The following is a 26352-nucleotide window of genomic DNA, read 5'->3' on the forward strand; positions in this document are numbered from 1 at the left end:
GCATGAAGGCGTACGAAATCAAGGCAAATCAGCCTAATATTTCAGTCTTCGCGTGTCTTTACGCTGCGCGGCTGAGTGTAGCGCGTTGACACTTTCAGCCGCGATACACTAGTCGCGGCTACTGAAATCAGATATTCACTCCGATAGAAACCGGTTTAACGGTAAAGAGAGGCAGGCCCCTTCATGGCCCGAACACCTGGCGCCCGGAACTACAACTTTGACGCGAAGCGTTCAGCCTTGCTCGCAAGCGTTATCGACTTTGCCCTGTCCGGTGACATCCAGCGTCCCTCCCTGCGCCAGCTTGCGATGGCAGCCGAAACTTCAGAGCCGACACTGCGTCATTATTTTACCGACCGCAAAGGCCTCGTCATCGCCATGATGGCGGAACTGGGCGAGCGCGCCCAACCCATCTGGGCGCAATTGTCCGAACCCGCCGCAAGTGTGGACGAAGCGGTCAGCGCCTGTTTCCAGCACGCCCTGAACCGCATGAATGATGATCTGTTCGTCCGTATGCACGCCTTTGGCATGGTTGAAGGCATGGCCGACCGGGATGTCGGGCAGGCCTATCTGGAACATGTGCTGGAGCCGTCTCTCGATTGCGTCTGCATCAAACTCTCCGGCACGCCGGGCTCGCCCGAAGATCCGAACGAGCTGCGCACAGCCGCCATCGCTATGTTCTCACCGGTCATCATGATGAGCCTGCATCAGCATTTGCTGGGTGGACGCGCCGTGGCACCCCTGGATGACCAGTCATCTGTCCGGCATCTCAACAACTGGCTGAGCGGGGCTTTCGCAGAAAGCGCCTAGGGCTTCAGCGCCTCGGCGAGCGCCGCGATGTCCGCCTCGGCCGTATTCCACGAACAGACAAACCGGTAGGCTCCGCCCGGCCAGGGATAGAATTTTGCGCCTGCCGCCATCAGCCGCCGCGCCACCTCCTCCGGCAGGAACGGGAAGACCTCATTGCCATCGACCGGATAGGCCAGCTCATAGCCGGCGCCGGTGAACAGGTCTGCCAGGGCCGCTGCCCGCGCATTGGCCTGCCCTGCCAGGTTCAGCCACAAGCCATCCTCCAGCATGGCGTGAGCCTGCGCAGCCAGAAACCGCATCTTTGGCGGCATGTGGCCAGACCGTTTGGCCCGGGCCTGAAGCGCCGCAAATTTCTTCCGGGCACCGCCGAAAAGGAGAATGATCTCGCATCCGATCGCGCCGGTCTTGGTCAGGCCGAAAGTCAGCACATCGACGCCAGACCGCCAGGTCATGTCCGCCGCAGAGGCCTTGCCGGAAGCAAGCACATTGCCGAGACGTGCGCCATCGAGATGGACGGCCAGTCCCTTCTCTTTCGCAAGCCCCGCATAGAGCGCGATTTCCGCAGCGCGATAGGCCGTGCCGCATTCCGTCAGATTGGTGAGAGACAGCACTTCGGCGGGCGTCTCATGCACAAAGCCGGGATTGATCTGGCCAAGCGCCGTCTCCAGCGCCTCCCGGTCGATCCGTGCACCGAACCCGGTCAGCAGCTGCAGCTTGCCGCCACCGGAAAAGAATTCCGGCGCGCCGCGCTCGTCCCGGGCGATGTGGGCCTCTTCATGGCAGAGAACCGCACCGATCGGCGAGCAGAAACAGGAAAGCGCCAGCGCATTGGACGCCGTGCCAGACGCGGTCAGCCAGTAATCGAAATCTTCCGTTTCAAACACGGCGGCGAGTTTCGCCCGCAGGCCCGCCGTCACGCTGTCGCCGCCATAGCTGGCTTCCATGCCGGTATTGACCCCGGCCAGCGCTTCGATCACGGCGGGATGCGCCGGCGCCGACGTGTCGGAAGAAAAGTTCATATGTTCATGTCCGGAGTTTGCCACATCAGGTGCTGGCCGCCATCGCTGGCGATCATCTGGCCTGTCACACTGCTGGCGGCGATCAGGTAGCGCATGGCCCGCACGATCTCCTCCGGGGACGAGCCCTCCCCTGTCAGGGTGGCGGCCTTCTCCGCAGCGAACTCCTCCGGCGTCTGATGCACGCTGGCCAGCGTCGGCCCGGGACCGATGCCATTGACGCGGACATCCGGCGCCAGCGCCTGAGCCAGTGTCTGCGTCGCCTGCCACAGCGCCGCCTTCGACAGGGTGTAGGTGAAGAAGACCGGGTTCAGCTTCCAGACGCGCTGGTCGATCATGTTGATCACCAGCCCTTTCTGGCCGTCCGGCAGGTCCGAGGCCATCAGCTGCGCCAGGTGGACCGGCGCCCGCAGGTTCGGCTCCATGTGCGCGTCCCAGTCCTCCCGGGAATGGGTCAGTGCCGTGTCGTCATGGAAGGTGGAGGCCGAATTGATCAGCAGGCTGACCGGGCCGCCCAGCAGGTCCGCCACACCGGGAATGAGGCCGCTGCGGGCGTCTTCGTCTGCCAGATCGGCCTCTATGGCCTCTGCGGTGCCGCCGGCCTTCCGGATCACTTCGCACGTCTCGTCGGCGCCCTCGGACGAGCTGTGATAGTGGACGGCAACTTTCCAGCCATCTTCCCCCAGCGCGAGCGCCATGGCGCGGCCAAGACGGGCCCCGGCGCCGGTGACGAGCGCGATACCGGGCGTCATGTCCCCGCCGGCTGGAACAAGCCGGTAATGTTGAGGCCGGTGATCAGGCCATAGATATAGGCGGCATAGATCAGCAGCAGCAGCAGGCCGAAGAGCCGCCCGATCCGCGCCTTGGTCAGGATGACATAAGCGAGGACCAGCGTGGCAAGGCCAAGGGCCCAGTGGTCATATTGCTGGAAGGTCGGCGCCATCTGCACCGGGCCGAACAGGGAGATGATCCCGCCCGCGCCGAGGATGTTGAACACGTTGGAGCCGAGCACATTGCCGATCAGCACTTCCCCCTGCTTCTTGACCACGGCAACCAGTCCCGCGCCGATCTCCGGCAGCGAGGTCCCGACGGCCAGCAGGGTGAGGCCGATATATTCCTCCGGCACGTTCAGGAACATGGCAATTCCGACGCCGCCCTCGATCACAAGGTCTGCGCCCAGCACCAGGCCCAGAATGCCGAGCGGGACATAGACCAGCGCCAGCCAGAGCGGCAGGTGCGGGTCTTCCTCCTCGGTGACTCCCGGATCCTTGCCGGCGGCCACGGCGCGGCGTGCCGCGATAAAAGTCAGGCCGGAATAGGCGATCAGGAGCGCGATGAAGCAGATGCCGACCATCGGCGTCAGCGGCATGATGGCGGTAATGCCGATCCAGGCCACGGCCGCAACGATGACCGCCGTCAGGCCGCGCTTCTCCCCCACCCCGCCCGCTGCAATCGGCGCAATCAGGGCCGGCAAGCCAAGCACGAGGAAGACGTTTGCGATATTGGAGCCGACAATATTGCCGAGCGCCAGACCGGACCGGTCCGACAGGGCCGCATCGAGCGACACAATCATTTCAGGGGCGGACGTGCCGAAACCGACAATAAAAATGCCCGCGACAAGGGGGGAAACCCCCATCCGGGCAGCCAGGGACACAGCGCCGCTGACCAGCGCGTTACCCGCCAGTGCCATGATCACGAGGCCCCCGACGAGGGCAGCGATCAGAGAGAGCTCCGGCATTAACAAGCCTAGCGGTTAGTCCAGCCGCTTGAATTCAATCAGGTTGAGGACGCCGAAAACGACGACGATGGCGGCAATGGCAAGCAGGGACGGATGGATCATGTCGCTTTCTCGCTTGTGAAATCTTTGTCACATGATTGTGTTTGTTGGCGTGTGCATAGCGCGGTGCGCCGCGCATGGCGAGCCCAATTCGACAGGGTTTTCACCCGATTTTTCACCGGAAACCCCGAATTTTCCGCCGAGCGCAGGAAAATTTTTGCATTCACCTCATCTTGAGACGACATCATTAGGGAGATCGCATGGCCCGTATCCGCACCCGCCTCTTCCAGTCCTGGTTCCGCCTCTCGCGGCCGATGACCCTCGGCGTGCGGGCGGTCGTGGAGAATGAGGCCGGGAAAATCTTCATGATCCGCCACACTTACACGCCCGGCTGGTACCTGCCGGGCGGCGGCGTGGAAAAGGCCGAGACGAGTCTGGAATCACTGGAGCGCGAACTCCTCGAAGAAGGCGGCTTCTCGCTGACGTCTACACCGGACCTGGTCGGCATCTATTCCAACCATTTCGTGTTTCCGAATGATCATGTCGTGCTTTACCGGGCCCGGCCGGGTACCTGGACGCAGGGCAAGGCAACCTCTCGCGGGGAAATCGCCGAAGCGGTCTGGGCCGATCCGCTGTCCCCGCCGGAGGGCACTACAGGCGGTACGCGCACCAAGCTTCAGGAAATGTTCGGCGGCGCCCCGGCCTCGCCCTACTGGGCCCCGCCCCGTTAAGCCGTATCAGCTGGCCGGAAGGACCTCATAGTCCCCGTCCGACACCCGCACGACCGGCACATGGCCGGTGTCTTCGAACGCTTCCCAGGCCGGGGCCAGCGAGCGCCAGAAGGCGGCATTCGGGTCTCCGGCATGACGCTGAAGGTTCGCCGCCGTCATCGGGAACGGGAAGATGTGCACCGGCACAGAGCGCTGGCCTTCTTCCATCGCGGCCTGCATCAGGGTCCAGATTTCTTCAATGGCGTCATCGGTCATGGCGTAGCAGCCGATCGACACGCAGTCGCCATGCACCATGAGGTAAGAGCCGGTGCGGCCCTGCGCCCGGTCATAGGCGTTCGGAAAGCCGAGATTGAAGGCGAGATGATAGTCCGAGGCGGCATTCATCTGGCCGGGCGCGACACTGTAGAAACCTTCGGGGGCCTGCATGTCCCCTTCTGCCCGTTTCGGGCCCAGTTCACCGGAAAAGGCACAGACCGGCCAGGAGCGGAACGGTTCGTACACCCCTTCCGCATTGGCGACATAGGCCGTCAGTTCAGCAGGTTCCTTGGTAAGCCGGAGGTAAACGGGCGCGCCGAGGCGCAGCCCCTCCTCTGCCAGCGCGCCGCGGAGACTGGCCGTCTGCGCTTCGACCACGGCCCGGGAGCGCGGCGTTTCGCGAACATCGTCCACCCCGGCCACGGCCAGCACGGCCGGCAGGCAGAGGAACGCCATCGCCGCGCCGAACACGGCGACGAGCTTCCAGGCAGCGATGGGGCGTTTACGTTTCATAAACCCAGTGGTCTGCCCCGAATGCGGCAGCACAGGGGCCAGTCCTGTGGCGGTTCCGAGGAAATGACGCCCTATTCCTGCCGCGAGTGTTAAACCTCTTTTAAGTGGCCGGTGAGACGCTTTTTCCGTGACGGGGGAGTGAACCAGTTCTCGTCATTCGAAAGGCCATCAGCGCTGCGGGTTTCCCCTTGTTCTGCGCGCCGGTGACGAAAATGGAACGCCGGCTCTTTATTCCCCTTGGAGCCGGCGTTTCTACATTCAGCTTTTACGACTGCGGCCCGCCGCCACCATGTAGCGCCAGCCCGTCAGCAGCGACAGACCCGCCGCGATCCATAGAAGGCCGACCAGCAGGACCGCAGCAAGCTCCGCCAGATGCCCCCCCGTCGCGTCCTGCGTCACGGCACTCTGCGGGATGGCCGCCAGCGGCAGCATCAGGCCGATAATGGCGGCCATTTCACAGGCGGTTTTCCATTTGGCCAGATTGGACGGGTCCACCACCGCCTTGCCGGCCGGCGTGGTGCGCAACCAGGTCATGAAGGCATCGCGCGCAATGATCGCCGCCGCCGGGATGTAGATCAGCCAGGTGTGGAAAATCAGGGCGAGGCCCAGCAAGGCAAAGCCGACCAGAAATTTGTCCGCAATCGGGTCCAGCCACACACCAAATCGCGACTGCGCGTTCAGCTTGCGGGCAAGCCATCCATCCAGGAAATCCGTCAGCGCGCCGGACAGGAAGGCCAGCAGGGCGAACTGGTACCAGAGCTGTTGAATCGCGATCCGTCTCTCTTGAACAGCAGAGACGGCATCTTCCGGCACGATCATAATCAGGTCCTGCACTTTCAGGGCCTGCACGATCCCGCCGAGGCAGAGCAGCGCGAACACGCAGCGCGCGATGGTCAGCGCATTGGGGAGCCATTTGAACGTCATGGACCCCATGTGCCAGCGGGCGGACGCCGAAGCAATGCGGAATGCAGGAGAGGCCCGGCCTCCCATTCACGCAGAATGAAAGACCGGGCCTGTTTCTAGTTCGCCGCGCCGGTGACCTTTTCGATCGGCACGGTGTAGTGGCGGCCGCAGAACTGGCAGTCGATCGACAGCGTACCATCGTCCTCCACGAGGTCGTGCAGGCCGTCATCAGGCATGTTCTGCAGCGTCGCAATGAGGCGTTCCTCATTGCAGGTGCAGCGGTCATCCAGTGTGACCGGCATTTCCATCCGTACACCCTGTTCGTGGAACAGGCGGTAGAGCAGCCGCTCCATCGGCAGGTCCGGATCGGCGAGTTCCTGGTCGGTGACCGTCGCGAACAGGGCCTGCGCCTCGTTCCACGCCTCTTCGGTATCGCCGCGCGTTTCATCCTCAGCGATTCGCTGGATCATCATGCCGCCGGAGACCCAGAGGCCGGGCTCGCCCTTGCGCTCGAACTCGGCGAGCGACAGGCGGATGCGCGTCGGCACCTGTTCGGACTGGGCGAAATAGTCCTCCGCGCATTCGGCCAGCGTGCCTTTCACAAGCGGAACGATGCCCTGATAGGGCTGGATCGCAGGATTGTCCTGAATGATGATGAGCCCCAGCCGCCCGGCCGCACCGAACAGCTGCGGCATGTGCGGGGCTGCGCCCTTGTTCAGCTTGTCCAGATGCGCCCATGCCTCGGCATCGAAGCGTGCATAGCCGCGCACACCGCCATCGGAGCGGTATTCGCCGACCAGCATCTTCACCGGGCCATCGCCTTCGGCCTGCACCAGGAGGCGGCCATCGAACTTCAGGGACGATCCGACCAGTGCGGCCAACGTGACAGCCTCGCCCAGGATACGGGCAAGGCTCACAGGATAATCGTGCCGGTGCAGGATTGGCGAAATGCTGCCGGCGCCCATGCGGACGGCCCGGCCGCGCACGGGCCGCTGATCGATCTGGAAATTGGCAACGAAGTCGCTGAGGGGCGTGGATGTGTCAGCCATGACGGGCTCCTTGTGACGCCCCCATGTGGCAGCGCCCTGCCCGCGTATCAAGGTCCGGCTCTGTGATCGCCAAATCCCACCTTTTTATTGACTCGTCTGCGGTGCCTTCGTCTTATTCGTTTTATGGGGGTCAAGTTGAATTCCGCTGAGTTGACGCTGGCGCATCTGGACCTGGATGTGCCGGAAGAACTGCGTCCGTCGACGTTGCGGCGGCTGGGCCTGCGGCCGGAACTCGATGAACGGATCGACGCCCTGCCGCCCCTGAAAGGCTGGGGCCTGCGCCAGACCGCGATCGGTCTGCTGCGCCTCTATCGGCGGATACGGCCTGAAGCCATCGGGAACCGCTGCGGATTTGAACCAAGTTGTTCGCGCTACAGTGAACTTGCCTTCAGGACCAAACCGCCCGTCACCGCATTCCGCCTCACCCTGTCGCGCCTGCACCGGTGCAAGCCCGGACATGGGGGAACCGACATGACAGATTTGGAGCTATCAGAATGAAATACCGTATTCAGGCCATTGGACGGGTCTTTTCGGACAAGGCGATCAAGGACCTGGAAGACAAACTCAATCGCGCCCACGACAAGGGCTACCGGTTTCACAGCGTGATGGAAATTACTCAGCCCGGTTGTGCAGGTCTCGGTACGCCGACCATCACCTATCTCGCCGTCTTCGAACAGGTCGATCCGGGCGCACCGCCGCTCAACTGACGCGCCCGGTCAGGCCGAGCAACTGCCCCCGCCCAGAACGCAGAAACTGGCGCACCAGGGATGGTTCAGCTTCACCGGCTCCGCCGTCGCCTGTTTCAGCGTGTGGCCCAGTTCGAAAGCCGGGTCGTCCACAAGCAAGGTACAGGCAGTCACGCTGGCGCGGGCTGCGCCCTTGCGGCGGATGACCATGCGCTGGTCCGAGCACATGATGCTCTCAGGTGACTTGTTCAGGATCCCCCAGCACTCCGTGGTGATCTCGGGCGGATCATCCTGTGCGATCATCTCCGGGAACAGGACCAGCTGTTTCGGATCCGCCGGGTCCAGCATCAGGCCAAGCGAACGGGCAAGCGCGCCATAGGCCGCGCGGGCGGCGGCCTCGTCCTCATGCAGGGACTGGCGCCCGGCGAGCGCCACGGGAAAGCCTTCCTCCGCCAGCCAGCGAAGCCCCTTGCAGGCTTCCTCGAACGCCCCCTCCCCGCGTTCGGCATCGTGCAGGGCCTGGTCATGGCTATCGAGCGAGACACGCAGGGTGAGCTTCTCCGCCAGGCCGTTCCGGCGAAGGCGCAGGAGGCCTTCCTGGAGACGCGGCCGCATCATCGGGCGCATGGCATTGGTCAGCAACAGAAGGCTGTGTCCACGGAACAGGATCGCTTCCATGATGGGCAGGATGTCCGGACACATGAAGGGTTCGCCGCCGGTGATGCCGATCTCCACCTCGTTGGCGCTCAGACGCTCGATCTCGTCCAGATAGGGCATGACATCAGCGAGGCTGAGATAGACCAGCCGGTCATTCTTCGGCGAGGAGAGAATATAGCAATTGCGGCACTCGATATTGCAGAGCGTGCCGGTGTTGAACCAGAGCGTCTTCAGCCCGGTCCAGGCCACGCTGGCGCGGGCCTCGCCCTTGGCCGTGATGTCGGGATGAGAGAATTTCTCGGTCGGAAAATGTGTGTCTGCCATATCCGCACCCTACCCATGCAGGGCGCGGGGGCCAGCCGGAATTTGCCGTTCTGACAAAGGTTTGATCCGTGCGTGTGATCGGGGATGCAGATGCCCCTGCACCTTTGCAATTGTCTTTTAGACGCGAAACGTGATCCTTTCCCGATCCGAACTGCTGAGGGCTGACCGGCAATGGCTGAGGACAAGAAGAAGGCGGTGTTCCGCCTGTTGACCTCGACGAGCGAAACGCCGGGCAATCTCGACATTTCCGACACGGCCCGCACGCACGAGCCGGACAATTTCTTCCGCCATGTCACCAGCCTGTCGGCCAGCAAGATTGCCGACGGCTTGATCGATCCGAAACTCGTGCTGAGCTGGCTGCTAACGACGTTGGGCGCCCCGGCGGGCCTGCTGGGCCTGCTGGTGCCGATCCGCGAAGCAGGCGCCCTCTTCCCGCAAATGTTCACCGCCGGGGCGCTGCAAAGGCTGAAACGCCGCAAATGGGCCTGGGCCGGCGGCGCGCTGGTGGAAGGCCTGGCCGCCATTGCCATGGGACTGGCTGCGCTGGTGCTGACTGGCGCCGCAGCAGGCTGGGCGATTCTGGCAGCGCTCGCCGTCCTGGCGCTCGCCCGCTCGGTCTGTTCGGTCACCTACAAGGACGTGCTCGGCAAGACGATTGCGAAATCCCGGCGCGGCACGGCGACGGGCGCGGCTGGCACGGTCGGCGGGGGCGCGGTGCTGACCTATGGTGTGCTGCTGGCCTTTGCGGGCGAAAGCCGGCTCACGCTGGTGACAGGCGGGCTGGTGCTGGCAGGCCTGCTCTGGATCGCCGCCGCTGTGGTGTTTGCCAGCCTTGCCGAAGAGGCAAGCGAGCCGGAAACGGGGTCCAGCCCGGTCCGGCGCCTGAAGGAAGATTTCGGCCTGCTGGCCCGCGATGCCCAGCTCCGCCGGTTCATCCTCGTACGCGCCCTGCTGACCTCGACCGCCCTCGCTCCGCCTTTCATGGTCGCGCTCGGCACGGAGGCGGACGCCGCGCGCAACATGTTCGGCGGCCTCGGCCTGCTGGTCGTCGCTTCGGCCGGCGCGGGCCTGCTCAGCTCCTATGTCTGGGGCAGGCTTGCCGACCGGTCCAGCCGCAAAGTCCTGATCCTGACGGGTCTTGCCGGGGCGCTCTCTCTGTTCGGCACGCTGGGCCTGAACGCGGCGGGCCTCCTCACGGCGACCATAGGCCTGCCCGCCATGATCTTTATCCTGATGATTGCCTATCAGGGCGTACGCCTCGGCCGCTCCACCCATCTGGTCGATATGGCGACGGCGGAGACGCGGGCGGCCTATACGGCGCTGTCCAACACGATCATCGGCACCGTGCTGATCCTCGGCGGCGGCTTCAGCCTGGTGGCGAGCTTCGCCGGGCTGACCGCCGTCATCGCCATCCTCGGTGCGATGAGCGCGGTCGCGGCGTTGTTTGCACTGGGCCTGAAGGAAGTTCAGTCTGGCTAGGACCTATTTCTCGAGGCACCAGCGCAGCACGGCCTTCTGGGCGTGCAGGCGGTTTTCGGCTTCGTCGAAGACGAGGCTTTGCGGACCGTCGATGACTTCCGCATCGACTTCCTCGCCCCGATGGGCCGGCAGGCAGTGCAGGAAATGCGCGCCCTTGTTTGCCATCTCCATCAGGTCTTCGGTGACGGCATAAGGTTCCAGGATTTCGAGGCGGCGCTCGGCATCCTTGTCGCCCATGGAGACGAACGTATCGGCGATGACGACGTCTGCGCCTGCAACGGCTTCTTCGGCCGTCTCATAGAGATCGATCTTGCCCTGCAGTTCGCGCGCGATGTCGAGATCCTCATCATCCGGCGCAAAGCGGGCCGGTATGCCGACGGCCAGCGAGAAGCCGAACTTCGCCGCGGCATGGATGAAGCTGGCGCAGACATTGTTGCCATCACCGACCCAGGCGATGCGTGCGCCGCGCAGCTCCAGACCATGCTCTTCCAGCGTCTGCAGGTCCGCCATGATCTGGCAGGGGTGCGAGCGGTCGGTCAGGCCGTTAATGACGGGGACGGAGGAAAACTCCGCAAACGCCTCGACATCGGAATGGTCGTTGGCGCGGATCATCACCGCATCGACATAACGGGAGAGAACACGGGCCGTGTCCTCAATCGTTTCGCCCCGGCCCAGCTGCATGTCGCTGGAGGTGGCCGTGATCGACGAGCCGCCCAGCTGGCGCATGGCCATATCGAAGGAGAAACGCGTGCGGGTCGAGGATTTCTCGAAGATCATCGCCAGCGTGTGGCCTTCCAGCGGCGCACCGTCATCGACACGGCCCTTCGGCCAGCCGGCGCGCGCTTTCTTCATGGCGTGGGCCATGTCGAGAATTTCGCGCAGTTCGACATGGTCGAGATGCCAGAGATCGATGAAGTGACGGCCTGCCATGGCGTCCCCCTGTTTAAAATGAAGGGCGCGCCTTAGCCTAAATCTGCCCATACGGCTAGATGCGATCCGGATTGGCCCGGCCAGCGTATAGACATCAGGCAAACGGAAGGCATGCGATGATCCGCTCCATTTTGGCTTGCGCCACCCTGCTTCTATGTGCGGCATGCGCCTCTGCGCCCAAACCTGCCGGCAGCTGGGTCAGTTTTGCGGCGCTCGAGCCAGGCCTGCCGACCAATCGTTACCTGGCTTGCAACCCGGCCATCTGCGAGGCGGCCGGAAACACCGGAAATGCGCTGGATTTTGCCTATCCGGCCACGGACGTGGCAGCGGCGCTTGTCCGGCTTCAGCCGGATGCCGAACAGCGGGAATTGCCGAATGGTGACATCCAATTGCGTTATGTTGCTGTAACCCCCATCGCCCGGTTCCGGGACGATGTGGACGTTCTCATCCGGCCGACCGGTGCGGACGCATCTCAGGTGGCAATCTATTCCCGCTCGCGCATCGGCTTGTCAGACCTCGGCAAGAACAAGTCACGCGTCGAAACGCTTGCAAAACAGCTCGAGGCCGAACTGGCCAGCTGATCCCCGCCGGGTCAGGCGCGCTTCAGCACACGCACAATCAGGAGCAGGACCACTGCGCCGATCGTCGCGTGCAGGATGGACGCCACGATGCCCACACCAAGGCTGATGCCGAATACCGGGAACAGGAACCCGGCCACGAAGGCACCAATGATGCCAACGGCAATGTTGCCGATGATGCCAAAGCCGCCGCCACGCACGATCAGCCCAGCCAGCCAGCCGGCCACGCCGCCGACCAGCAGAAAAATGATAATCCCTTCAAGGGTCATCTGGTGTCTCCTCATGTGTCACCGGCACCGGGAACGGGCCGGACTGTTAAGCGTATAACCCGTGGAAACGGCATTCGTTCCCACAGTCCGGCCATGACCCGGCAAGGACTTATGGTTGGCCTGCGCGACATTTTTGAGAATGACTTGCAAAAAGACTCCGGATATGAGAGCTTTAGATTTGCGAATGCATCTCAATTTTATGGAGACGTGTCATGTGTGTGCCTGTCGATGAAGCCGCCATGCTTTGCTGGCTGCAGACCCAGTTACGGGTGCTTAAGGCCTGGCAGGATGAACTGACCAGCCGGCCCGATGCCGACATCCGCCAGGTCGAGCGGCTGAGCCGCCACCGGGACTGGCTGACCGAGGAGCTTGCCCGCCTGACACCGCACAGGCAGGCAGCCTGACCCTTCCCCCGGCGCAGCGTGGGCGGCCTGTCGTTTCCTCCCACCCTCGCGAACCCGCCCGCGCTGCGCCACCCCTCATGTCTCCACTGGCGAAGGCCCCCGGTTTGCCCTATGTGACGGGTCAACTCAGGAACCCCGCAGAGTATTGGAGGCCCTCCCATCATGGACCGCGTTCTCATCATCGGTGCCGGCGCTGCCGGTTCGGTCGTCGCCCAAAAATGCGCGATGGACCGCGACACGTTCAAGCACATCACACTCGCCTCCCGCCGTATCGAAAGCTGCGAGAAAGTGGCGAAGCTCTGCAAGACGCCGATCGAGATCGCGCAGGTCGATGCCGACAATGTCGCTGAAGTCGTCGCCCTCATCGAGAAGGTGAAACCGGACCTGCTGATCAACATGGCCCTGCCCTATCAGGACCTGCCGATCATGGATGCCTGCCTCGAAACCGGCTGCAACTATATGGACACGGCGAACTATGAGCCGCGCGATGTGGCGAAGTTCGAATATCACTGGCAGTGGGCCTATCATGACCGCTTCAAGGAGAAGGGCATCACCGCCATTCTCGGCTGCGGCTTCGACCCCGGCGTGACCAACGTCTACTGCGCCTATGCGCAGGAGCACCTGTTCGACGAGATCGAATATATCGACATTGTGGACTGCAATGCCGGCGACCATGGCAAAACCTTCGCCACGAACTTTAACCCGGAGATCAACCTGCGCGAAGTCACGCAGGACGGCAAATACTGGAAGAATGGCGAGTGGATCGAGATCCCCGCCCTCTCCATCAATTGCGACATCGACTATCCGGAAGTCGGCCCGAAGGATTCCTACCTCATCTATCACGAGGAAGAGGAAAGCCTGGTCAAGCACATCAAGGGCCTGAAGCAGATCCGCTTCTGGATGACGTTCGGTGCCGAATACATCAAGCACCTTCAGGTGTTCAAAAGCATTGGCCTGATCGGCCTCGAACCGATCAAGCACAAGGGCATGGACATTATCCCCATGGAGTTCCTGAAAGACCTCCTGCCGCCGCCCTCCTCCCTCGCCGAGAACTATACCGGCAAGACCAGCATCGGCGTGATCGTCCGTGGCAAGAAGGATGGCAAGTCGTTGACGAAGATGATCTACAACGTCTCTGACCATGCCGAGACGAACAAGGAAGTCTCCGCGCAGGCTGTCTCCTACACGACAGGCGTGCCGCCGGTGTCCGGTGCGGCCATGTTCTTCCGCGGCGAATGGGCTGGCAAGGGCGTGTTCAATGTCGAACAATTCCCGGCAAAGCCCTTCCTTGAAGACGTCGCCAAGCGCGGCCTGCCCTGGCATGTGATCGATGTGAAGCCGGGCGACCAGGACGAACTCTTCGCGGTGGAAACCTGAGCGGCATGCGCCGGGCTTTCGTCGCGCTTGCTGCTGCACTGGCTTTCGCGGCTTGTAGCCAGGAAGCTGCTGCGCCGCAAGGACCGCTCGTCTTCGAAAAGGCGGTGGACTACACCGCCTTCCAGCCCATCGAGGGATGCACGGGCGAGCGGGCGAAGCCGACTTATTTCAAATGCCTCGATGCGCGCGAGCTCTACGATGCCGCTGTCATCCGGGCTGAGGAAGAAGGCCGCCCCCTGATGATCGTCTGGGGCTTTGACGAATGCCCGTCCTGCATGAAGCTGGAAAAGACCGAGCTCTCCGGCCGCAAAGCCTGGACAGTGGACCGCTTCCTGCGGGACGCACTGACGCCCGCCCAGCGTGACGCCGCCATTGCAAGCCAGGAAGACTACCGCATCCTGACCCTGAAGATCGACGTCCGCCGCCCGAGCGGCGCGGCGCTCGCCGAAGAGATCGGCGTGACCGACATCGCGCATTCGCGTGGGTATGATCGTATAAGGACGCCCTTCATCACCCTCACCAATGCGGACACCGGCGCTCTGGTCTCGCAGGCAGAACTGGGCGAGGGCTTCCGGCCATGCACCCGCTCGGATGAATTCGTTCGCAATCTCGTCGAGGCCGGCTTCCTGCCGGACGATCCCTCGCGCGACCGCAGAATGTGCTAAATGGAACAAGCCATGACTTTGCCCGCCGACATCCCTACTCCCGTTTTCGTCCTCGACGTCGCCCGCCTCCGGAAAAATCTGGAGACGGCGAAGCGCGTACGGGAAGAAGCAGGCTGCAAAGTTCTGCTCGCCACCAAGGCCTTCGCCATGCCGGCGGCCTTCCCGGTGATGACCGACTATCTGGACGGCACCACGGCCAGCGGCGAGCATGAGGCCATCATGGGGCATGAGAGCTTCGGCAAGGAAGTGCATGTCTACTCCCCGGCCTACACGGAAGATGAAGTCCGCCGCCTGACGAAGATTGCCGAACACATCTATTTCAATTCCGCCGAACAACTTGCTCGCTTCGGCGACATCGCCCGCGATGCAGGCGCCCATGTCGGCCTGCGGGTGAACCCCGGCTATTCCAACGCCACCCTCGGCGGCGACCTTTACGACCCCTGCGCACCGGGCAGCCGGTTTGGTGAAGTCCCGGCGAAGCTGGACGAAGTGGACTGGTCCGGTGTCGACATCTTCCACGTCCACGCCCTCTGCGAGAGCCTGGCAGACGGCTCGGCCGGCCTGATCCAGCATGTCGCCGACAAGTTCGGACAATATATCGAGCAGGTCTCCGCCGTGAATTTCGGCGGCGGGCACTTCATCAACAAGCCGGGCTATGATGTCGATGTGCTGATCGAAGCGATCAAAGCCTTCAAGGCGCGCTTTGGTGTCGACGTCATCCTTGAGCCGGGCGCGGGCCTCGTCGTGAATACCGGCGAACTCTATGCCACCGTACTCGCCCTGCACTGGAACGAGATGGACCTTGCCATTCTCGACGCCTCCGCCTCCACCCACATGCCGGACGTTCTGGAAGTCCCCTACCGGCCGGACATTGTCGGCGCGGGCCAGCCGGGTGAGAAGCCGAACACCTACCGCCTTGGCGGAAAGACCTGCATGACTGGCGACGTGATCGGGGATTACTCCTTCCACAAACCATTACAGCCGGGCGACCAGCTCGTCTTCACCGACCAGATGCACTACAGCTTCGTGAAGACGAACACGTTCAACGGCACGCCGCTGGCAAATCTCGCTATTCGCTGGGAAGACGGCCGTGTCGAACAGGTCTCGCATTTCGGTTACGAGGAATTCCGCAGGCGGCTTGGCCGCTGACTTCTGCCACCCTTGACGCTCGCCATTCCGCCTAGCACATTTTGATGAGGGCGATGGGGAGACACAAGCGATGTGGGAACAGTTGACAATCGAGACATGGATCCAGCTAGGCGGTCTGGTGACAACAGTCATCGGATTTCTGTTTGTGATCGTTCAGGTACGCCAGCTCGGCCAATCCGTGCGCGCCTCGGCTCACGCGGCAATCTATTCCCAGGCCTCAGACTTCCGGGGGTATATGGTCCGGTATCCGGACTTGCGGCGGTTCTTTTTCGACGGGATCGAAATCAAGCCCAACCACCCCGAATACTCTCGAGTGCTGACGCTTTCTGAACTTCTGCTCAACTATCTCGAGCACCTCACGATCGAAAAATCGAACTTTGCGAGCCATGACGGGAATGCCTGGAGAAACTATATCCAGCAGGCACTCGAAGCCTGCCCCACCGCAAAGCAGCGCCTGAAGGAGAATCCGCTCGCCTACTCGCCACAATTGGTTGCAATGGTCTCTTAGCCGATGCCCTCGCGCGTGACTGGAATATTCCTGTCATTCCCGAGCGACGGGATACGCCCGCGCGCCCTGGCCACTTGATCGAGGTCCAGCTCTGCCAGCACAATGCCGGGCTCGGCGCCGTCCGCTTCCGCAATCACCTCCCCCCAGGGCGAGACGATGAGGGAGTGGCCGTAGGTTTCCCGTCCATCCTCATGCTTGCCGCCCTGCGCAGGGGCGATCACGAAACAGCCGGTCTCGATCGCCCGCGCGCGGACCAGCACATGCCAGTGCGCCTCGCCGGTGACGCGGGTGAACGCTGCAGGGATAGTCAGGATGTCTGCCCCTGCCTGCGCCAGCTTGCGATAAAGATGCGGGAAGCGCAGGTCGTAGCAGATCGTCATGCCGATCTCGCCGAAGGGCGCCTGTGCCAGTACGGCCTGCTCCCCCGGCCGGTAAGCCCGGCTCTCGCGATAGTTCTGCCCGTCGCCGACCTCCACATCGAACATGTGGATCTTGTCGTATCGCGCGATCACGCCGCCGTCCGGCCCGATCAGGAAGGAGCGGTTGGCGAAGCGCTCATCCCCTTCCAGCGTTACCGCCAGTGAGCCAATCAGCAGCGTCACGCCGAGTTTCACCGCCAGCGCCTGGAAAGCATGGAGGGGTATGTCGTCCTGCTCCACAATCTTCGGCCGCGCCATGCCGGGACGGATGTCCAGCAGGTTCGTCATTTCAGGTGTCGCGATAAACTTTGCGCCCTTCCCGGCTGCCTCCCGGATAAGGGCGGAGGCCGCCGCAATATTCGGGGCGACTTCCACGCCGGAACGCATCTGAACACAGGCAGCAATGATCTTCGTCATGCCCTGATCTTAACGCCGCAAATTTGCGGCGCCAGCGTATAACTTCAACCACCAGAGCCGGGCAGCAGGTCTTCCAGAAAATAGGCGGACAAGGCGTTGCGCCCGGCAAGACTGCTCTTGCGATACACAGCCCGCGCCTGTTCGCGCACCGTGCGTTCGCTCGTCTCGCGCAGGTCGGCGATCTCCTGCAGGGAGAGACCTTTCAACAGCAACAAGCCGACATCGGATTCGGCATCCGTCAGGCCCCAAGCCGAAAACTGCCGCGCGATGGCAACGCCCAGGCCCTGCACAAGGTCGCGATTCTCGGCTTGCCAGCGCCCCGCATCCTGACGCGCATCGGCCAGGGCTCGGCGCAAACGGCCCAGACGCCACAGCATGGCGCCCAGCCCGAACGAGGCCGCCACAAGAACAAACAGTTCAGCCGCCAAATGCCCCGCCCCGGCACCTTCACCGCTGTCGGTGATCAGGTCTGCCCCGATGAACAGGGCAATCGTGCCAAACAGCACGGCAACGCCCAATAGGCCTCTGCGTCCGGATACGTCATCTGACATAAGCCCTTCTCGCCCATCCCGCCGCCAAAGGGAATGCGTCATGTGACGGATGGACCGAACCGCCGGCGCGGCGCCATGTTCCGGCCAAGCCAGCAGGTAAGCCGGAGGCAGACACATGAGCCAGAACAAGACCCCCACCCGCCCGGTATGGGACCCCCTAATCCGTATCGGGCACTGGACTCTCGTGATCGCCTTCTTCACGGCCTACCTGTCTGGCGACGACCTTTTCAGCGTCCATAAATGGGCAGGTTATGTCGTGGCGGGCTATGTACTGGTCCGCATCGTCTGGGGCATCATCGGCACGCGGCATGCGCGCTTTACCGATTTCGTGCGTGGTCCGGGCGCTGTGTTCGGATACCTGCGCGGCCTCTTCTCAGGCAAGGTGAAGGACTATGCCGGCCACAATCCGGCTGGCGGCGCCATGGTCGTCGCACTCCTGTTCAGCCTTCTGGTCACAACCTCGGCCGGCATGGCGCTCTATGCAGTCGAAGACAATGCCGGTCCGCTCGCCGGGATCGTGACAGAGGAAACCTTTGCGCCGCTGGCCGCCGCTTTCGGAGAGGGCGAAGAGGAACATGAACGCGGCGGCGGGCAGGAAGAATCCGGCGCGGAGGAATTGCTCGAAGGCGTGCACAAGACGTTCGTCTATATCACGCTCGCCCTGATTGGCCTTCACCTCGCCGGCGTGGTCGCCTCAAGCCTTGCCCACAAGGAAAACCTCGCCCGCGCCATGGTCACCGGCCGCAAGCAGGTGCATGACGACGAAACCTGATCCGGTGTGTCAGAAGCCCTAGAGAATATGGCAGCCCCTTCCGCGGCAAGAACCCCCGGAAGGCGTTGCCATCAATCTTCGTGGGAATTTATCCAGTCTGCTGCGGCCTGCAGTGCACGGTCGGGCCCCGCCCCATTGTCCGCCAGCACTTGATGCGTCGGACGCCAGGCTTCGCGCGGCGTGCCATCGATATGAGCCAGCGCATAGGTCGGGATACGGATTGTCAGGCCCGATGCGTCCAGCGTGAATGACTCCACCCCGCCGGCCAGCCCCGCCATACGGCTGCCGAACACCTCACCCCGCCGCAAGCCGTCGAGACCGACGGCCATGCCTTCGCCCATACTGCCGGTCCAGTGTCCAACCAGAACGGCCAGCGGCCCCTGCGCCGTCCAGTCGCCGCGCGGTGAAACCGTCTTCTGCCACTCCGGCGCATCCATCGGACGGATCAGCTGATAGGCGCCCTCTTCGTCGATGAAGCGGCCCATCACGGGCTCGGCGACATCCGTATTCCCGCCACCGGGCGTATCGCGCAAGTCCACGATCCAGCCGCGTGCGCCGCGCAGCGCCTCCATCGCGACGTCGAAGGCGGCCACTGTATCGTCTTCGCCCAGCGAATTGTTGAACCGGACATAGCCGATCTGTCCGGGCAGCATTCGGGCCGTGACCGGCCCTTCCGGCAGTTGCGCCAGACCGGTATCCAGCGACAGGGTCACCTCCCGTCCGTCCCGCAGGACGGTAACCGTATGCGGACGGTTGCGGTATCCTGCTGCGGCGGCCAGTTCGGCCCAGTGCCGCTGCGCGCTGTCCGGCTGCACGCCAGAGGGCTGCAGGCGCTCCGCAATAGCCGCGTCCAGCGGCTGTCCGTCGACGGCACTGACCCTGTCCCAGACCTGCAGGCCCGCCATCGCGGCGGCACTGCCAGCCCGCACGCCGGTTACCTGCCCTTCTTCAAGCCAGTAATCATTCCCGGACGGCACAAGGCGTGGCGACTGGCCGGAATTGGCCCCGAAAGAGACATGCGCATCATAAAGCGTGTCGGTCAGGTCCTCCAGCACGCGCAGGCGCTCCGGCCCGGTTCTGGCGGTGGCCGCACGCGCGGGCAGCTCTGCACAGGCGGTATCCCAGGCGGCCGCTTTGCCGTCCAGATAGACATAATTCTCCCGCACGAGCGCGCAGAGCTGCGCCCCGTCGGCGATCAGGCCTTCCTGCGCCGGAGTAAGCGGCGCAGGCGGCGCGGGCTGGGTTGTGCAGGCCCCGAGGAGGATCAGCAGGACCCCAGCAATCGGCCGGGTCAGATGTCCCATTCGCCGATCGCTTCGTCCATGACGCGCGTCGCTTCGCGGACGTTTTCATCCGTGATCACCAGCGGCGGGGCGAGGCGCAGAACATTCGCCCCGGCAACACCGACCAGAAGGTTCTTGTCGCGGCAGACGCCCTGCAGGCTTTTCGGATCCGCCTTCATCTTCAGGCCCGTCAGCAGACCCTTGCCGGTGACGGCTTCGACCTTGTCCGGATGGCTGTCGGCAATGCTTTTGAGGCTCTGCGCCAATGTGCCGGAGACACGGCGGACTTCGGCCAGGAAGTCTTCATTGGAAATGATGTCCCAGACGACATTGCCGACGGCCATGGCCAGCGGGTTGCCGCCATAGGTCGAGCCGTGGCTACCCGGCTGCATATGCTCGCCGCAGGCTTCGGTCGTCAGACAGGCGCCGAAGGGGAAGCCGCCGCCAATACCCTTGGCCGAGCACAGAATATCCGGCGCCGCGCCTTCGGCCCATTCATGCGCGAACAGCTTGCCGGTCCGGCCCATGCCGCACTGGACTTCGTCATAGATCACCAGCACGCCGTGTTCGTCGCAAAGCTCGCGGAGGCCTTTCAGGCACTCTTCCGGCATGGCGCGGACGCCGCCTTCCCCCTGCACGGGCTCGACCAGGACCGCCGCAGCAGTCGGGCGGGCCACGGCTTCCTTCAGCGCTTCGTGGTCACCCCATTCGAGGTGCACGAAGCCGGGCAGCGCCGGGCCGAAGCCTTCGAGGTATTTCGGATTGCCGCCGGCATTGATCGCCCCGATGGAGCGGCCGTGGAAGGCCCCCGTGAAGGTGATGATGTCGATGCGGTCTTCATGGCCATTGGCCCACTGATACTTGCGCGCCGACTTGATGGCGCACTCGATCGCCTCGGTGCCGGAGTTCGTGAAGAACACGCGATCCGCAAACGTGTCGCGGCAGATCTTGTCGGCCAGTTCCTCGGCGCCGCGCACACGGAACATGTTCGACGTGTGCCACAGCTTGCCCGCCTGCTCGCGCAGGGCGTCCACCATGGCCGGGTGCGAATGGCCAAGCGCGTTGACCGCGATGCCGGCGATGAAGTCCAGATATCGCGTGCCGTCTTCCGTGAAGAGGTAGACGCCCTCTCCTTTCTCGAAGACCTGTTCCGGCGGCCGGTAGACCGGCATGATATGCTGGCGGGGATCGCTCATCTTTTGCCCTTCCGATGTCGCGAGGATTTCTCTCAGGGCGCCACGCATGACGGGGGGCTGACCGGAAGTCAACACACCGCAGGCGGGGACATGTGACAGCAGGCACGATTCGCGCTTAAGTGCGGGCGAAGTGAATGGGAGTGAGAGGATGAAACCGCTTGCCAGCCTGGCCGCCGGGCTTGGTCTGGTCGTGCTGCCTGCAGCCGCCCAGGACAGCCCCCAGCGCCTGTCTCCTCCGCTCAATGTCGTCCAGTCCCGCACCGCCCCGCCTGCCGCGGGCGGCTCTGAAGTGCCCCAGCGTCAATCCATGGTGATCGAGGAAGACGGCACGGTCCGTTTCCTGACGCCGGAAGAAGCGGCAGAGGTTTTCGTGTCTCCGGACCAGGCCAGTGAGTTCAATGTCGAGCTGGATCAGCCGGCCGATGCGCCGGATTCGCTGAAGATCGAAGTCTCAGGCGCTGAGATCAGCGAAACGCGCACGCCCGATGGCCAGACCCGTATCCTGCGGGTCGTCCCGGAGGATGGCAGCCCCAGCTGGCTGATCACGATTACAAAAGATTAATCGAAAAACGATAATAGTACTTGACGATAAACGATAAGTGCTTATTGTTATTCATGAAGCCGGGCGGGACGGATGTGATGTCCAAACGCCCCCTACCTCACCTGAGCCGTTGCTTCGGACTGCCCGGTTTCCCATACCCCTGATTTCCTGATTACCCCCTGAACGGAAAGAGGCGCAGACCCTTGGTCCGCGCCTCCCACCGTTTGCAGCGTTTCCTCCCAGAAACTTGCTGGGACATAAGGCCGCGCTTTTGCAGATGTGTCAAGAATGTGTCCTAGATTTTTTCTATTAATTCCTTGGGTTTAATTGCTGCACCTGCGAACAAAACCCCAAGACTCGCCTTCGCTTCAGCTGACCATGCGGCACCCGGCGAAATGGCGAAGACGGCCTCACTTTTCAGGATCAGCCCGTCCGTCAGGATTTTCAGCCCGTTGGCCTTCAGCGTCGCCCCGGTGGAGGTAATGTCGACGATCACATCGGCCGATCCCGTGGTCGGCGCGGCCTCTGTCGCCCCGGCGCTTTCGACCAGCCGGTATTCCCCGACAGACCGGGCCGCGAAGAAGCGGCGGGTCAGGCGCATATATTTGGTCGCGACCCGCAGGCGCCGGTGATGCGCCTTGCGGAACGCCGCGCCTGCCGCTTCCAGGTCCGACATGGTATCGACATCGACCCAGGCCTGCGGCACGGCGACGATCACATCCGCCCCGCCAAAGCCCAGCCGTTTCACGACCTCGAAATCGCTCTCCCCGACCGGGGCGAGGTCGTGCAGCAGGTCTTCACCGGTCACCCCGGCATGCAGGCTGCCATCGACGAGGCCCTGCGCAATCTCCCGCGCGGAGAGAAGCCGCATCTCGACATCGCCAAGGCCTGCGATCTCTGCCTGATAACCGCGTTCTCCACCGATCTGCGTAACCGGGAAGCCGGCCGAGGCCAGCCATTCTTCAGATTTTTCCTTCAGCCGTCCCTTGGACGGGATCGCCAGTGACAGACGGGTCATGCGCCCCTCCCTTTCGCACGCAGCACACGGTCGGGCCTGACCACGCCGCCGATCGCGGTCGCGTTCGCCTTGCCGTTCGAGAGGCCGGAGACGAGGCCATCATAACGCCCGCCGGAGGCAATCGGCCGGCTTTCCGCCAGATTGGCGCCCAGCGTCTCGAACAGGAAGCCGTCATAATAGGTGAACCGCCGTCCGAAGCCGGACCGGAAGCGGCAGATGGCCTTCACTTCCGGCAGAAGCTCGCGGATCAGTTCCATTCGCCGCGCCACACGGTCAATCGCACTGGAGGTACGTGGCAGGCTGTATTTCACAGCGATTGCGTCCAGCTGGTCTGCGGCTTCGGCTGCGGTGCAGTTGACCGCTGCCAGCGCCCCGATCACTTCGCGCACCTTGTCCGGCACACCGCCCGCGGCCAGCGCCGCCGCCCGTGCGCGAAGGCCCGCAATGATTTCCGGAACGCTCCGTGTTCCAATCAGCGGAATGCCGCGCTCGGCCAGCGCCGCGCGGAAGGCCGTTTCCGCCTCTTCCGGCGTCGCCGCCTCCAGCGTTGGCACAAGGTCTGCCTCAATCGGTGCGGGGGACGCTTCGACCAGGGCCCGCACGCCGCCTTCCTGACGGAAGGCCCGCTTCAGCAGGTCTGCCGTCACGCGCGGCAGGCCGAGTGCATCGATGAAGGCCGGAAAAATGGCAAGATCACCCGTGGCAATCGCGACTGGAACAACACCGCAATCGCGGACAGCCTCATGCACCAGCGCGAAGGCCTCGGCATCTTCGGTGGGATCGGATTCCCGGCCAAACCGCTCAAAGCCGACCTGGGTGAACTCCATCGGGTCCCCATCGGCCGCCGGCAGACGGAAGGCTTCTGCGGCATAACAATATGCTTTCGGGCCATTGGTGCCGCTGGCGAGGCGTTCGGCTTCCAGCCCCGCCACGGGCAGGGTCAGGTCCGGCCGCATGACCATTTCATTGCCGCGATGATCCGTGAACACGCAAAGCCGTGCGCGCACCGCCTCGCCCGACAGTTCCAGCGGAATATCGGATGGCAGGATATAGGCCGGGTTCACCGGCTCGGCGCCGGAGGCTTCGAACCGGGACCGGGCCGCTTTCACGACAGCCGCATAGGTCATGCCTGGGCCTCGACGATGCGGCGGATCGCTTCAACCATTTCGGCGCGCGGCACTTCTATCTGGCCCGGGCGGGCCTCGCGGTATTCTTCATTGGACTTGATGGCTTTGGCTTTGAGGGCCCCCATTTCAAGGTCCTTGATGGTGACCGTGCCCTTGGCCATTTCGTCCTCGCCGACGATCACGACGGCCGGCGCGTTACGGCGGTCAGCATATTTCATCTGCGGCCGCATGCCGGAACCGCCCATATAGGCTTCAGCACGGATGCCTGCCCGGCGCAGGTCGGTTGCGATGGAAAGTGCCGTGGACGGATTTTCCTTGTCGAGGTTCAGCACCACGACCGGCCCGTCCAGCTTGCCGGTCTCACCCATGATCTGAAGGGCAGACGCGAGGCGTGAGATGCCGATGGAGAAGCCTGTCGCCGGCACCGTCTCGCCGGTGAAGCGCGCAACGAGGTCGTCATAACGCCCGCCGCCGCCGATGGAGCCGATGCGATAGGTCTTGCCGTCTTCGCCCGTCACCTCGCGCAGCAGCTCGGCCTCATAGACGGGGCCAGTATAGTATTCGAGACCGCGCACGACGGATGGGTCTATCACGACATCGCCCTCCGGCGCGCCCAGCGCATCAAGGGCCAGCGCGATGGCTTCCAGTTCGGCAAGCCCGGCCTTGCCCTCTTCCGTGCCGCCTGTGGCTTTGGAGAGGTTCGCCAGTGTTTCGGCCCGCGTCTCTGCACCAGCTTCCGCGAAGGCCAGAACCGTCTTCACCTTGTCCGCATCCAGCCCGGCGCCCTTGGTGAAGTCGCCGCTCTCGTCCATGCGGCCCTTGCCCAGCAGATCGGCCACACCGGACGATCCAAGACGGTCGAGCTTGTCGAGCGCGCGCAGGATGGCGAGGCGGGTCTCGGCGCTCGTCGCCCCTACCCCGTCCAGCACGCCATTCAGCAGGCGGCGCGTGTTCACCCGGATCACGAACTCGCCGGTCTCCATGCCCACGGCGCGGAGCGCTTCGGCGCCCATGGCGATCATCTCGGCATCGGCGTGGAAGCCCGGCGCGCCGACCGAGTCGGCATCGCACTGCCAGAATTCGCGGAAACGGCCCGGCCCCGGCTTCTCATTGCGCCAGACAGGCCCGGCGGCGTAGCGGCGGAACGGCTTGCCGAGCGACTGGCCAGCCTCCGCCACGAAGCGGGCCAGCGGCGCGGTCAGGTCGTAACGCAGCGAGATCCACTGCTCGTCATCATCCTGAAGCGAGAAGACCCCGGCATTCGGCCGGTCGTCGTCGGGAAGGAATTTGCCCAGCGCATCGGCATATTCGAAGGCGCCGGTGTCGAGCGCCTCGAAGCCCCATTGGCGGTAAATCGCGGTGACCTTGCCGACCAGCTCCGCCTGGGCATGGATCAGGCCCTCACGCTTATCGGGAAAGCCGCGCGGCTTGCGGGCAAGATCTTTACCGGAGAGAGGCTGGCTGTCTTTGTCGCTCATGATCGCTCTTAGTCCTGTTTGCGCACCGCATAGTCGGTGCTGGTCCGGATTGGAAGGCGACACGTCAACATCCGGCACGCCCCGGTGGTGGCCTGCCTCGTCTGGTCTGGTTCTTGGGAGAACACTTTAGCAGAGGCGCAGCCGGACCGGTTCGCGCCTCGTCGGCGCGTCACGAATGATGGTGATGGTGGTGCAGTGCAGTGTTCATTACGAAAAGGCCGATACGGGGGCGGCCCGGCAAAGTCAACCGAAAGCTCAGGCGCCCTGGGTCTGCCGGGTGAACGGCTTCTGCTGCCCGTCCCGGCGCTCGATCACCTTGAAAATGCCCGTACCCCGCATCAGCAGCTTGTCACCAGCCCAGATCTTGCCCTCGACGGTGAACACATCGTCCTGCCGGCCGATGACCTGGCCCTTGCCCTCCACGAAGCTGCCCATGCTGGCGCCGGAGAGGAAGTCGCACATCAGGCGGACGGTCACCCACCAGGTGTCGTCATCCTTCTCCACCGCTGCGCCCCAGGCCATGTCGGCAAAGGTCATGAGCATGCCGCCATGGGCATTCATCATGCCATTGGTGTGATGCTCCTCGACGCGGAAGGCGCGGGTGATGCCCGTCTCGTCCCGCTTCTCGAACAGCGGGCCAACCTGGCGGCCAAAGCCCCGGTGCCAGGGCAGCATCTGGTAGCCTTCCGGCAGGTCGAATGTCTGGTTGCGTGAAAGATCGTCAGTCATGGCGCCCGCTTAGCGCTGTCCGCCGCGATTTGCCAGCCCTCACCCGACGCAGGGCCGGTTAGACCGCCAGCGAGATGAGGTTGATGAACATGTGCGCCATGATCGGCAGGAACAGCCCGCCGCTGGCCACCCGCAACAGGCCCAGCACGACGCCATAGACCAGCACCATCAGGATGCCGATCCAGCCATACTGGAAATGCTGGAGGGCGAAGATGACCGCCGCCAGGCCCGAGGCATTCAGCGGCGTCCAGCCCCGCTCCAGCAACACGCCCATGAACAGGCCGCGATAAATGAACTCTTCGGCAAAGGGCGCGACCAGCACGATGGTGAACAGGAGTTCGGCGCGAGACCCAGCCTGCAACTGGCTTACAAAGCTGTCGCTGACACTCAGACCCTGAGGCCCGAAAACCGCCGCCAGCACACCGGACAGGAAAGTCGTCAGGGCCACGGTCACGATGGCCGCCCCCGCCGCAAGGCCCACCACAAGAAGGTTCATGTCACCTGGTTCTGCCACCTCCCAGGCGACGCCGCGCATGTTCAGATAGCCATAGATCGCCATGACGGTCAGCACATTGGCGATGCCTGCGAGCGTGATCAGCGAGATGCCCGGCATCAGGCCATTGACCAGAATGGCCGGCACGATGACCAGGAACTGATAGGCGACGGCCACAAACACCGCCGTCCAGATCATCGAGCGAAGCCTGGTCAATTGTGTCGCCCGTCCCTGCTGAAGGCCAAATGTCC

31 protein-coding genes are annotated in these 26352 nt (G+C 63.5%); 13 read left to right on the forward strand and 18 right to left on the reverse strand.

Going from position 1 to position 26352, the window contains the following annotated elements; genetic code table 11:
- Positions 1-183 precede the first annotated feature (183 nt).
- Entirely contained in the window at positions 184-807 is a 624-nt protein-coding gene (locus HJA_RS01450; RefSeq protein ID WP_035577275.1) for a TetR/AcrR family transcriptional regulator, read from the forward strand.
- Here the strand turns inward: HJA_RS01450 and HJA_RS01455 are convergent.
- From HJA_RS01455 to HJA_RS01465, 3 genes are read right to left on the reverse strand one after another with little or no spacing between them, the layout of a single operon-like run.
- Positions 804-1826: a threonine aldolase family protein gene (locus HJA_RS01455; RefSeq protein WP_035577277.1), complete on the reverse strand. Its 1023-nt coding sequence runs from the start codon at positions 1824-1826 to the stop codon at positions 804-806. The two genes, HJA_RS01450 and HJA_RS01455, sit on opposite strands and share 4 nt — an antisense overlap.
- Entirely contained in the window at positions 1823-2575 is a 753-nt protein-coding gene (locus tag HJA_RS01460; protein WP_035577279.1) for an SDR family oxidoreductase, read from the reverse strand. Before HJA_RS01460 ends, HJA_RS01455 begins: the two co-directional genes overlap by 4 nt.
- Positions 2572-3561, reverse strand: a complete 990-nt coding sequence (locus HJA_RS01465; RefSeq protein WP_035577282.1) for a calcium/sodium antiporter — start codon at positions 3559-3561, stop codon at positions 2572-2574. Before HJA_RS01465 ends, HJA_RS01460 begins: the two co-directional genes overlap by 4 nt.
- Before the next feature lie 299 nt (positions 3562-3860).
- On the opposite strand from HJA_RS01465, the gene HJA_RS01470 reads away from it, so the two are divergent.
- Complete coding sequence (locus tag HJA_RS01470; RefSeq protein ID WP_035577284.1) at positions 3861-4331, forward strand: NUDIX domain-containing protein; 471 nt, start codon at positions 3861-3863, stop codon at positions 4329-4331.
- A 6-nt stretch (positions 4332-4337) separates the two neighbouring features.
- Here HJA_RS01470 and HJA_RS01475 read toward each other — a convergent pair whose 3' ends face one another.
- The 3 genes from HJA_RS01475 to HJA_RS01485 form a co-directional block, all read right to left on the reverse strand.
- Positions 4338-5099 (reverse strand): L,D-transpeptidase family protein, encoded by a 762-nt coding sequence (locus tag HJA_RS01475; protein ID WP_035577286.1) that lies wholly within the window; start codon positions 5097-5099, stop codon positions 4338-4340.
- A 258-nt stretch (positions 5100-5357) separates the two neighbouring features.
- Positions 5358-6023 (reverse strand): CDP-alcohol phosphatidyltransferase family protein, encoded by a 666-nt coding sequence (locus HJA_RS01480; protein ID WP_162177008.1) that lies wholly within the window; start codon positions 6021-6023, stop codon positions 5358-5360.
- A gap of 95 nt (positions 6024-6118) precedes the next feature.
- Entirely contained in the window at positions 6119-7051 is a 933-nt protein-coding gene (locus HJA_RS01485) for an Hsp33 family molecular chaperone HslO (RefSeq protein WP_035577288.1), read from the reverse strand.
- A gap of 135 nt (positions 7052-7186) precedes the next feature.
- Here HJA_RS01485 and yidD point away from each other — a divergent pair, with 135 nt between their 5' ends.
- Both yidD and HJA_RS01495 read left to right on the forward strand, forming a co-directional pair.
- Positions 7187-7549: a membrane protein insertion efficiency factor YidD gene (yidD, locus tag HJA_RS17725; RefSeq protein WP_162177009.1), complete on the forward strand. Its 363-nt coding sequence runs from the start codon at positions 7187-7189 to the stop codon at positions 7547-7549.
- The gene (locus HJA_RS01495; RefSeq protein ID WP_035577291.1) at positions 7546-7758 is read left to right on the forward strand and encodes a hypothetical protein; all 213 of its coding nucleotides are present in this window, start codon (positions 7546-7548) and stop codon (positions 7756-7758) included. Before yidD ends, HJA_RS01495 begins: the two co-directional genes overlap by 4 nt.
- A gap of 9 nt (positions 7759-7767) precedes the next feature.
- On the opposite strand, the gene HJA_RS01500 is transcribed toward HJA_RS01495, so the two are convergent.
- The gene (locus tag HJA_RS01500; RefSeq protein WP_035577293.1) at positions 7768-8718 is read right to left on the reverse strand and encodes a radical SAM protein; all 951 of its coding nucleotides are present in this window, start codon (positions 8716-8718) and stop codon (positions 7768-7770) included.
- Positions 8719-8889: 171 nt separating this feature from the next.
- Between HJA_RS01500 and HJA_RS01505 the strand changes: the two genes are divergently transcribed.
- The gene (locus tag HJA_RS01505; protein ID WP_051597236.1) at positions 8890-10197 is read left to right on the forward strand and encodes an MFS transporter; all 1308 of its coding nucleotides are present in this window, start codon (positions 8890-8892) and stop codon (positions 10195-10197) included.
- 3 nt (positions 10198-10200) lie between these two features.
- Here the strand turns inward: HJA_RS01505 and argF are convergent, their stop codons facing one another.
- On the reverse strand, positions 10201-11127 hold the full coding sequence (gene argF / locus HJA_RS01510; protein WP_035577296.1) for an ornithine carbamoyltransferase: 927 nt from the start codon (positions 11125-11127) through the stop codon (positions 10201-10203).
- Positions 11128-11243: 116 nt separating this feature from the next.
- On the opposite strand from argF, the gene HJA_RS01515 reads away from it, so the two are divergent.
- Positions 11244-11708, forward strand: coding sequence for a DUF1499 domain-containing protein (locus tag HJA_RS01515; protein WP_035577298.1), 465 nt, complete (start codon positions 11244-11246; stop codon positions 11706-11708).
- Positions 11709-11719: 11 nt separating this feature from the next.
- Here HJA_RS01515 and HJA_RS01520 read toward each other — a convergent pair whose 3' ends face one another.
- On the reverse strand, positions 11720-11974 hold the full coding sequence (locus HJA_RS01520) for a GlsB/YeaQ/YmgE family stress response membrane protein (RefSeq protein WP_035577300.1): 255 nt from the start codon (positions 11972-11974) through the stop codon (positions 11720-11722).
- 212 nt (positions 11975-12186) lie between these two features.
- Between HJA_RS01520 and HJA_RS01525 the strand changes: the two genes are divergently transcribed.
- The 5 genes from HJA_RS01525 (at position 12187) to HJA_RS01545 (ending at position 16077) form a co-directional block, all read left to right on the forward strand.
- Positions 12187-12378: a hypothetical protein gene (locus tag HJA_RS01525; RefSeq protein ID WP_035577303.1), complete on the forward strand. Its 192-nt coding sequence runs from the start codon at positions 12187-12189 to the stop codon at positions 12376-12378.
- Positions 12379-12540: 162 nt separating this feature from the next.
- A complete protein-coding gene (locus HJA_RS01530; protein ID WP_035577306.1) occupies positions 12541-13755 on the forward strand; it encodes a saccharopine dehydrogenase family protein in 1215 nt (404 codons plus the stop codon).
- Positions 13756-13760: 5 nt separating this feature from the next.
- Complete coding sequence (locus HJA_RS01535) at positions 13761-14420, forward strand: thioredoxin domain-containing protein (protein ID WP_035577307.1); 660 nt, start codon at positions 13761-13763, stop codon at positions 14418-14420.
- A 12-nt stretch (positions 14421-14432) separates the two neighbouring features.
- On the forward strand, positions 14433-15569 hold the full coding sequence (nspC, locus tag HJA_RS01540) for a carboxynorspermidine decarboxylase (RefSeq protein WP_155839827.1): 1137 nt from the start codon (positions 14433-14435) through the stop codon (positions 15567-15569).
- Between the two features lie 70 nt (positions 15570-15639).
- Positions 15640-16077, forward strand: coding sequence for a hypothetical protein (locus HJA_RS01545; RefSeq protein WP_035577312.1), 438 nt, complete (start codon positions 15640-15642; stop codon positions 16075-16077).
- Here the strand turns inward: HJA_RS01545 and HJA_RS01550 are convergent.
- Both HJA_RS01550 and HJA_RS01555 read right to left on the reverse strand, forming a co-directional pair.
- A complete protein-coding gene (locus HJA_RS01550) occupies positions 16074-16913 on the reverse strand; it encodes a carbon-nitrogen hydrolase family protein (protein ID WP_035577315.1) in 840 nt (279 codons plus the stop codon). The two genes, HJA_RS01545 and HJA_RS01550, sit on opposite strands and share 4 nt — an antisense overlap.
- Positions 16914-16957: 44 nt before the next feature.
- Positions 16958-17464: a helix-turn-helix transcriptional regulator gene (locus HJA_RS01555; protein ID WP_035577317.1), complete on the reverse strand. Its 507-nt coding sequence runs from the start codon at positions 17462-17464 to the stop codon at positions 16958-16960.
- A 115-nt stretch (positions 17465-17579) separates the two neighbouring features.
- Here HJA_RS01555 and HJA_RS01560 point away from each other — a divergent pair, with 115 nt between their 5' ends.
- Positions 17580-18236, forward strand: a complete 657-nt coding sequence (locus HJA_RS01560) for a cytochrome b/b6 domain-containing protein (RefSeq protein WP_035577321.1) — start codon at positions 17580-17582, stop codon at positions 18234-18236.
- A 71-nt stretch (positions 18237-18307) separates the two neighbouring features.
- Here the strand turns inward: HJA_RS01560 and HJA_RS01565 are convergent, their stop codons facing one another.
- Positions 18308-19540: a S41 family peptidase gene (locus tag HJA_RS01565; RefSeq protein ID WP_051597238.1), complete on the reverse strand. Its 1233-nt coding sequence runs from the start codon at positions 19538-19540 to the stop codon at positions 18308-18310.
- Positions 19528-20715: an aspartate aminotransferase family protein gene (locus HJA_RS01570; protein ID WP_035577323.1), complete on the reverse strand. Its 1188-nt coding sequence runs from the start codon at positions 20713-20715 to the stop codon at positions 19528-19530. Before HJA_RS01570 ends, HJA_RS01565 begins: the two co-directional genes overlap by 13 nt.
- Before the next feature lie 148 nt (positions 20716-20863).
- Here HJA_RS01570 and HJA_RS01575 point away from each other — a divergent pair, with 148 nt between their 5' ends.
- Positions 20864-21277, forward strand: a complete 414-nt coding sequence (locus HJA_RS01575) for a hypothetical protein (RefSeq protein ID WP_035577327.1) — start codon at positions 20864-20866, stop codon at positions 21275-21277.
- Positions 21278-21551: 274 nt separating this feature from the next.
- Here HJA_RS01575 and hisG read toward each other — a convergent pair whose 3' ends face one another.
- The 5 genes from hisG to HJA_RS01600 all read right to left on the reverse strand — a co-directional run bounded on the left by hisG (position 21552) and on the right by HJA_RS01600 (position 26317).
- On the reverse strand, positions 21552-22274 hold the full coding sequence (gene hisG / locus HJA_RS01580; protein ID WP_081814453.1) for an ATP phosphoribosyltransferase: 723 nt from the start codon (positions 22272-22274) through the stop codon (positions 21552-21554).
- The gene (locus HJA_RS01585) at positions 22271-23401 is read right to left on the reverse strand and encodes an ATP phosphoribosyltransferase regulatory subunit (RefSeq protein ID WP_035577330.1); all 1131 of its coding nucleotides are present in this window, start codon (positions 23399-23401) and stop codon (positions 22271-22273) included. Before HJA_RS01585 ends, hisG begins: the two co-directional genes overlap by 4 nt.
- Entirely contained in the window at positions 23398-24882 is a 1485-nt protein-coding gene (gene hisS, locus HJA_RS01590; RefSeq protein ID WP_422119959.1) for a histidine--tRNA ligase, read from the reverse strand. Before hisS ends, HJA_RS01585 begins: the two co-directional genes overlap by 4 nt.
- A 252-nt stretch (positions 24883-25134) precedes the next feature.
- Positions 25135-25608: a PaaI family thioesterase gene (locus tag HJA_RS01595; RefSeq protein WP_035577336.1), complete on the reverse strand. Its 474-nt coding sequence runs from the start codon at positions 25606-25608 to the stop codon at positions 25135-25137.
- A 58-nt stretch (positions 25609-25666) separates the two neighbouring features.
- Positions 25667-26317 (reverse strand): CPBP family intramembrane glutamic endopeptidase, encoded by a 651-nt coding sequence (locus HJA_RS01600; RefSeq protein WP_162177010.1) that lies wholly within the window; start codon positions 26315-26317, stop codon positions 25667-25669.
- Positions 26318-26352 lie beyond the last annotated feature (35 nt).

The sequence above is a fragment of the Hyphomonas jannaschiana VP2 genome (genome assembly GCF_000685215.1).
In the GTDB taxonomy this organism is placed as follows: Bacteria; Pseudomonadota; Alphaproteobacteria; order Caulobacterales; family Hyphomonadaceae; genus Hyphomonas; species Hyphomonas jannaschiana.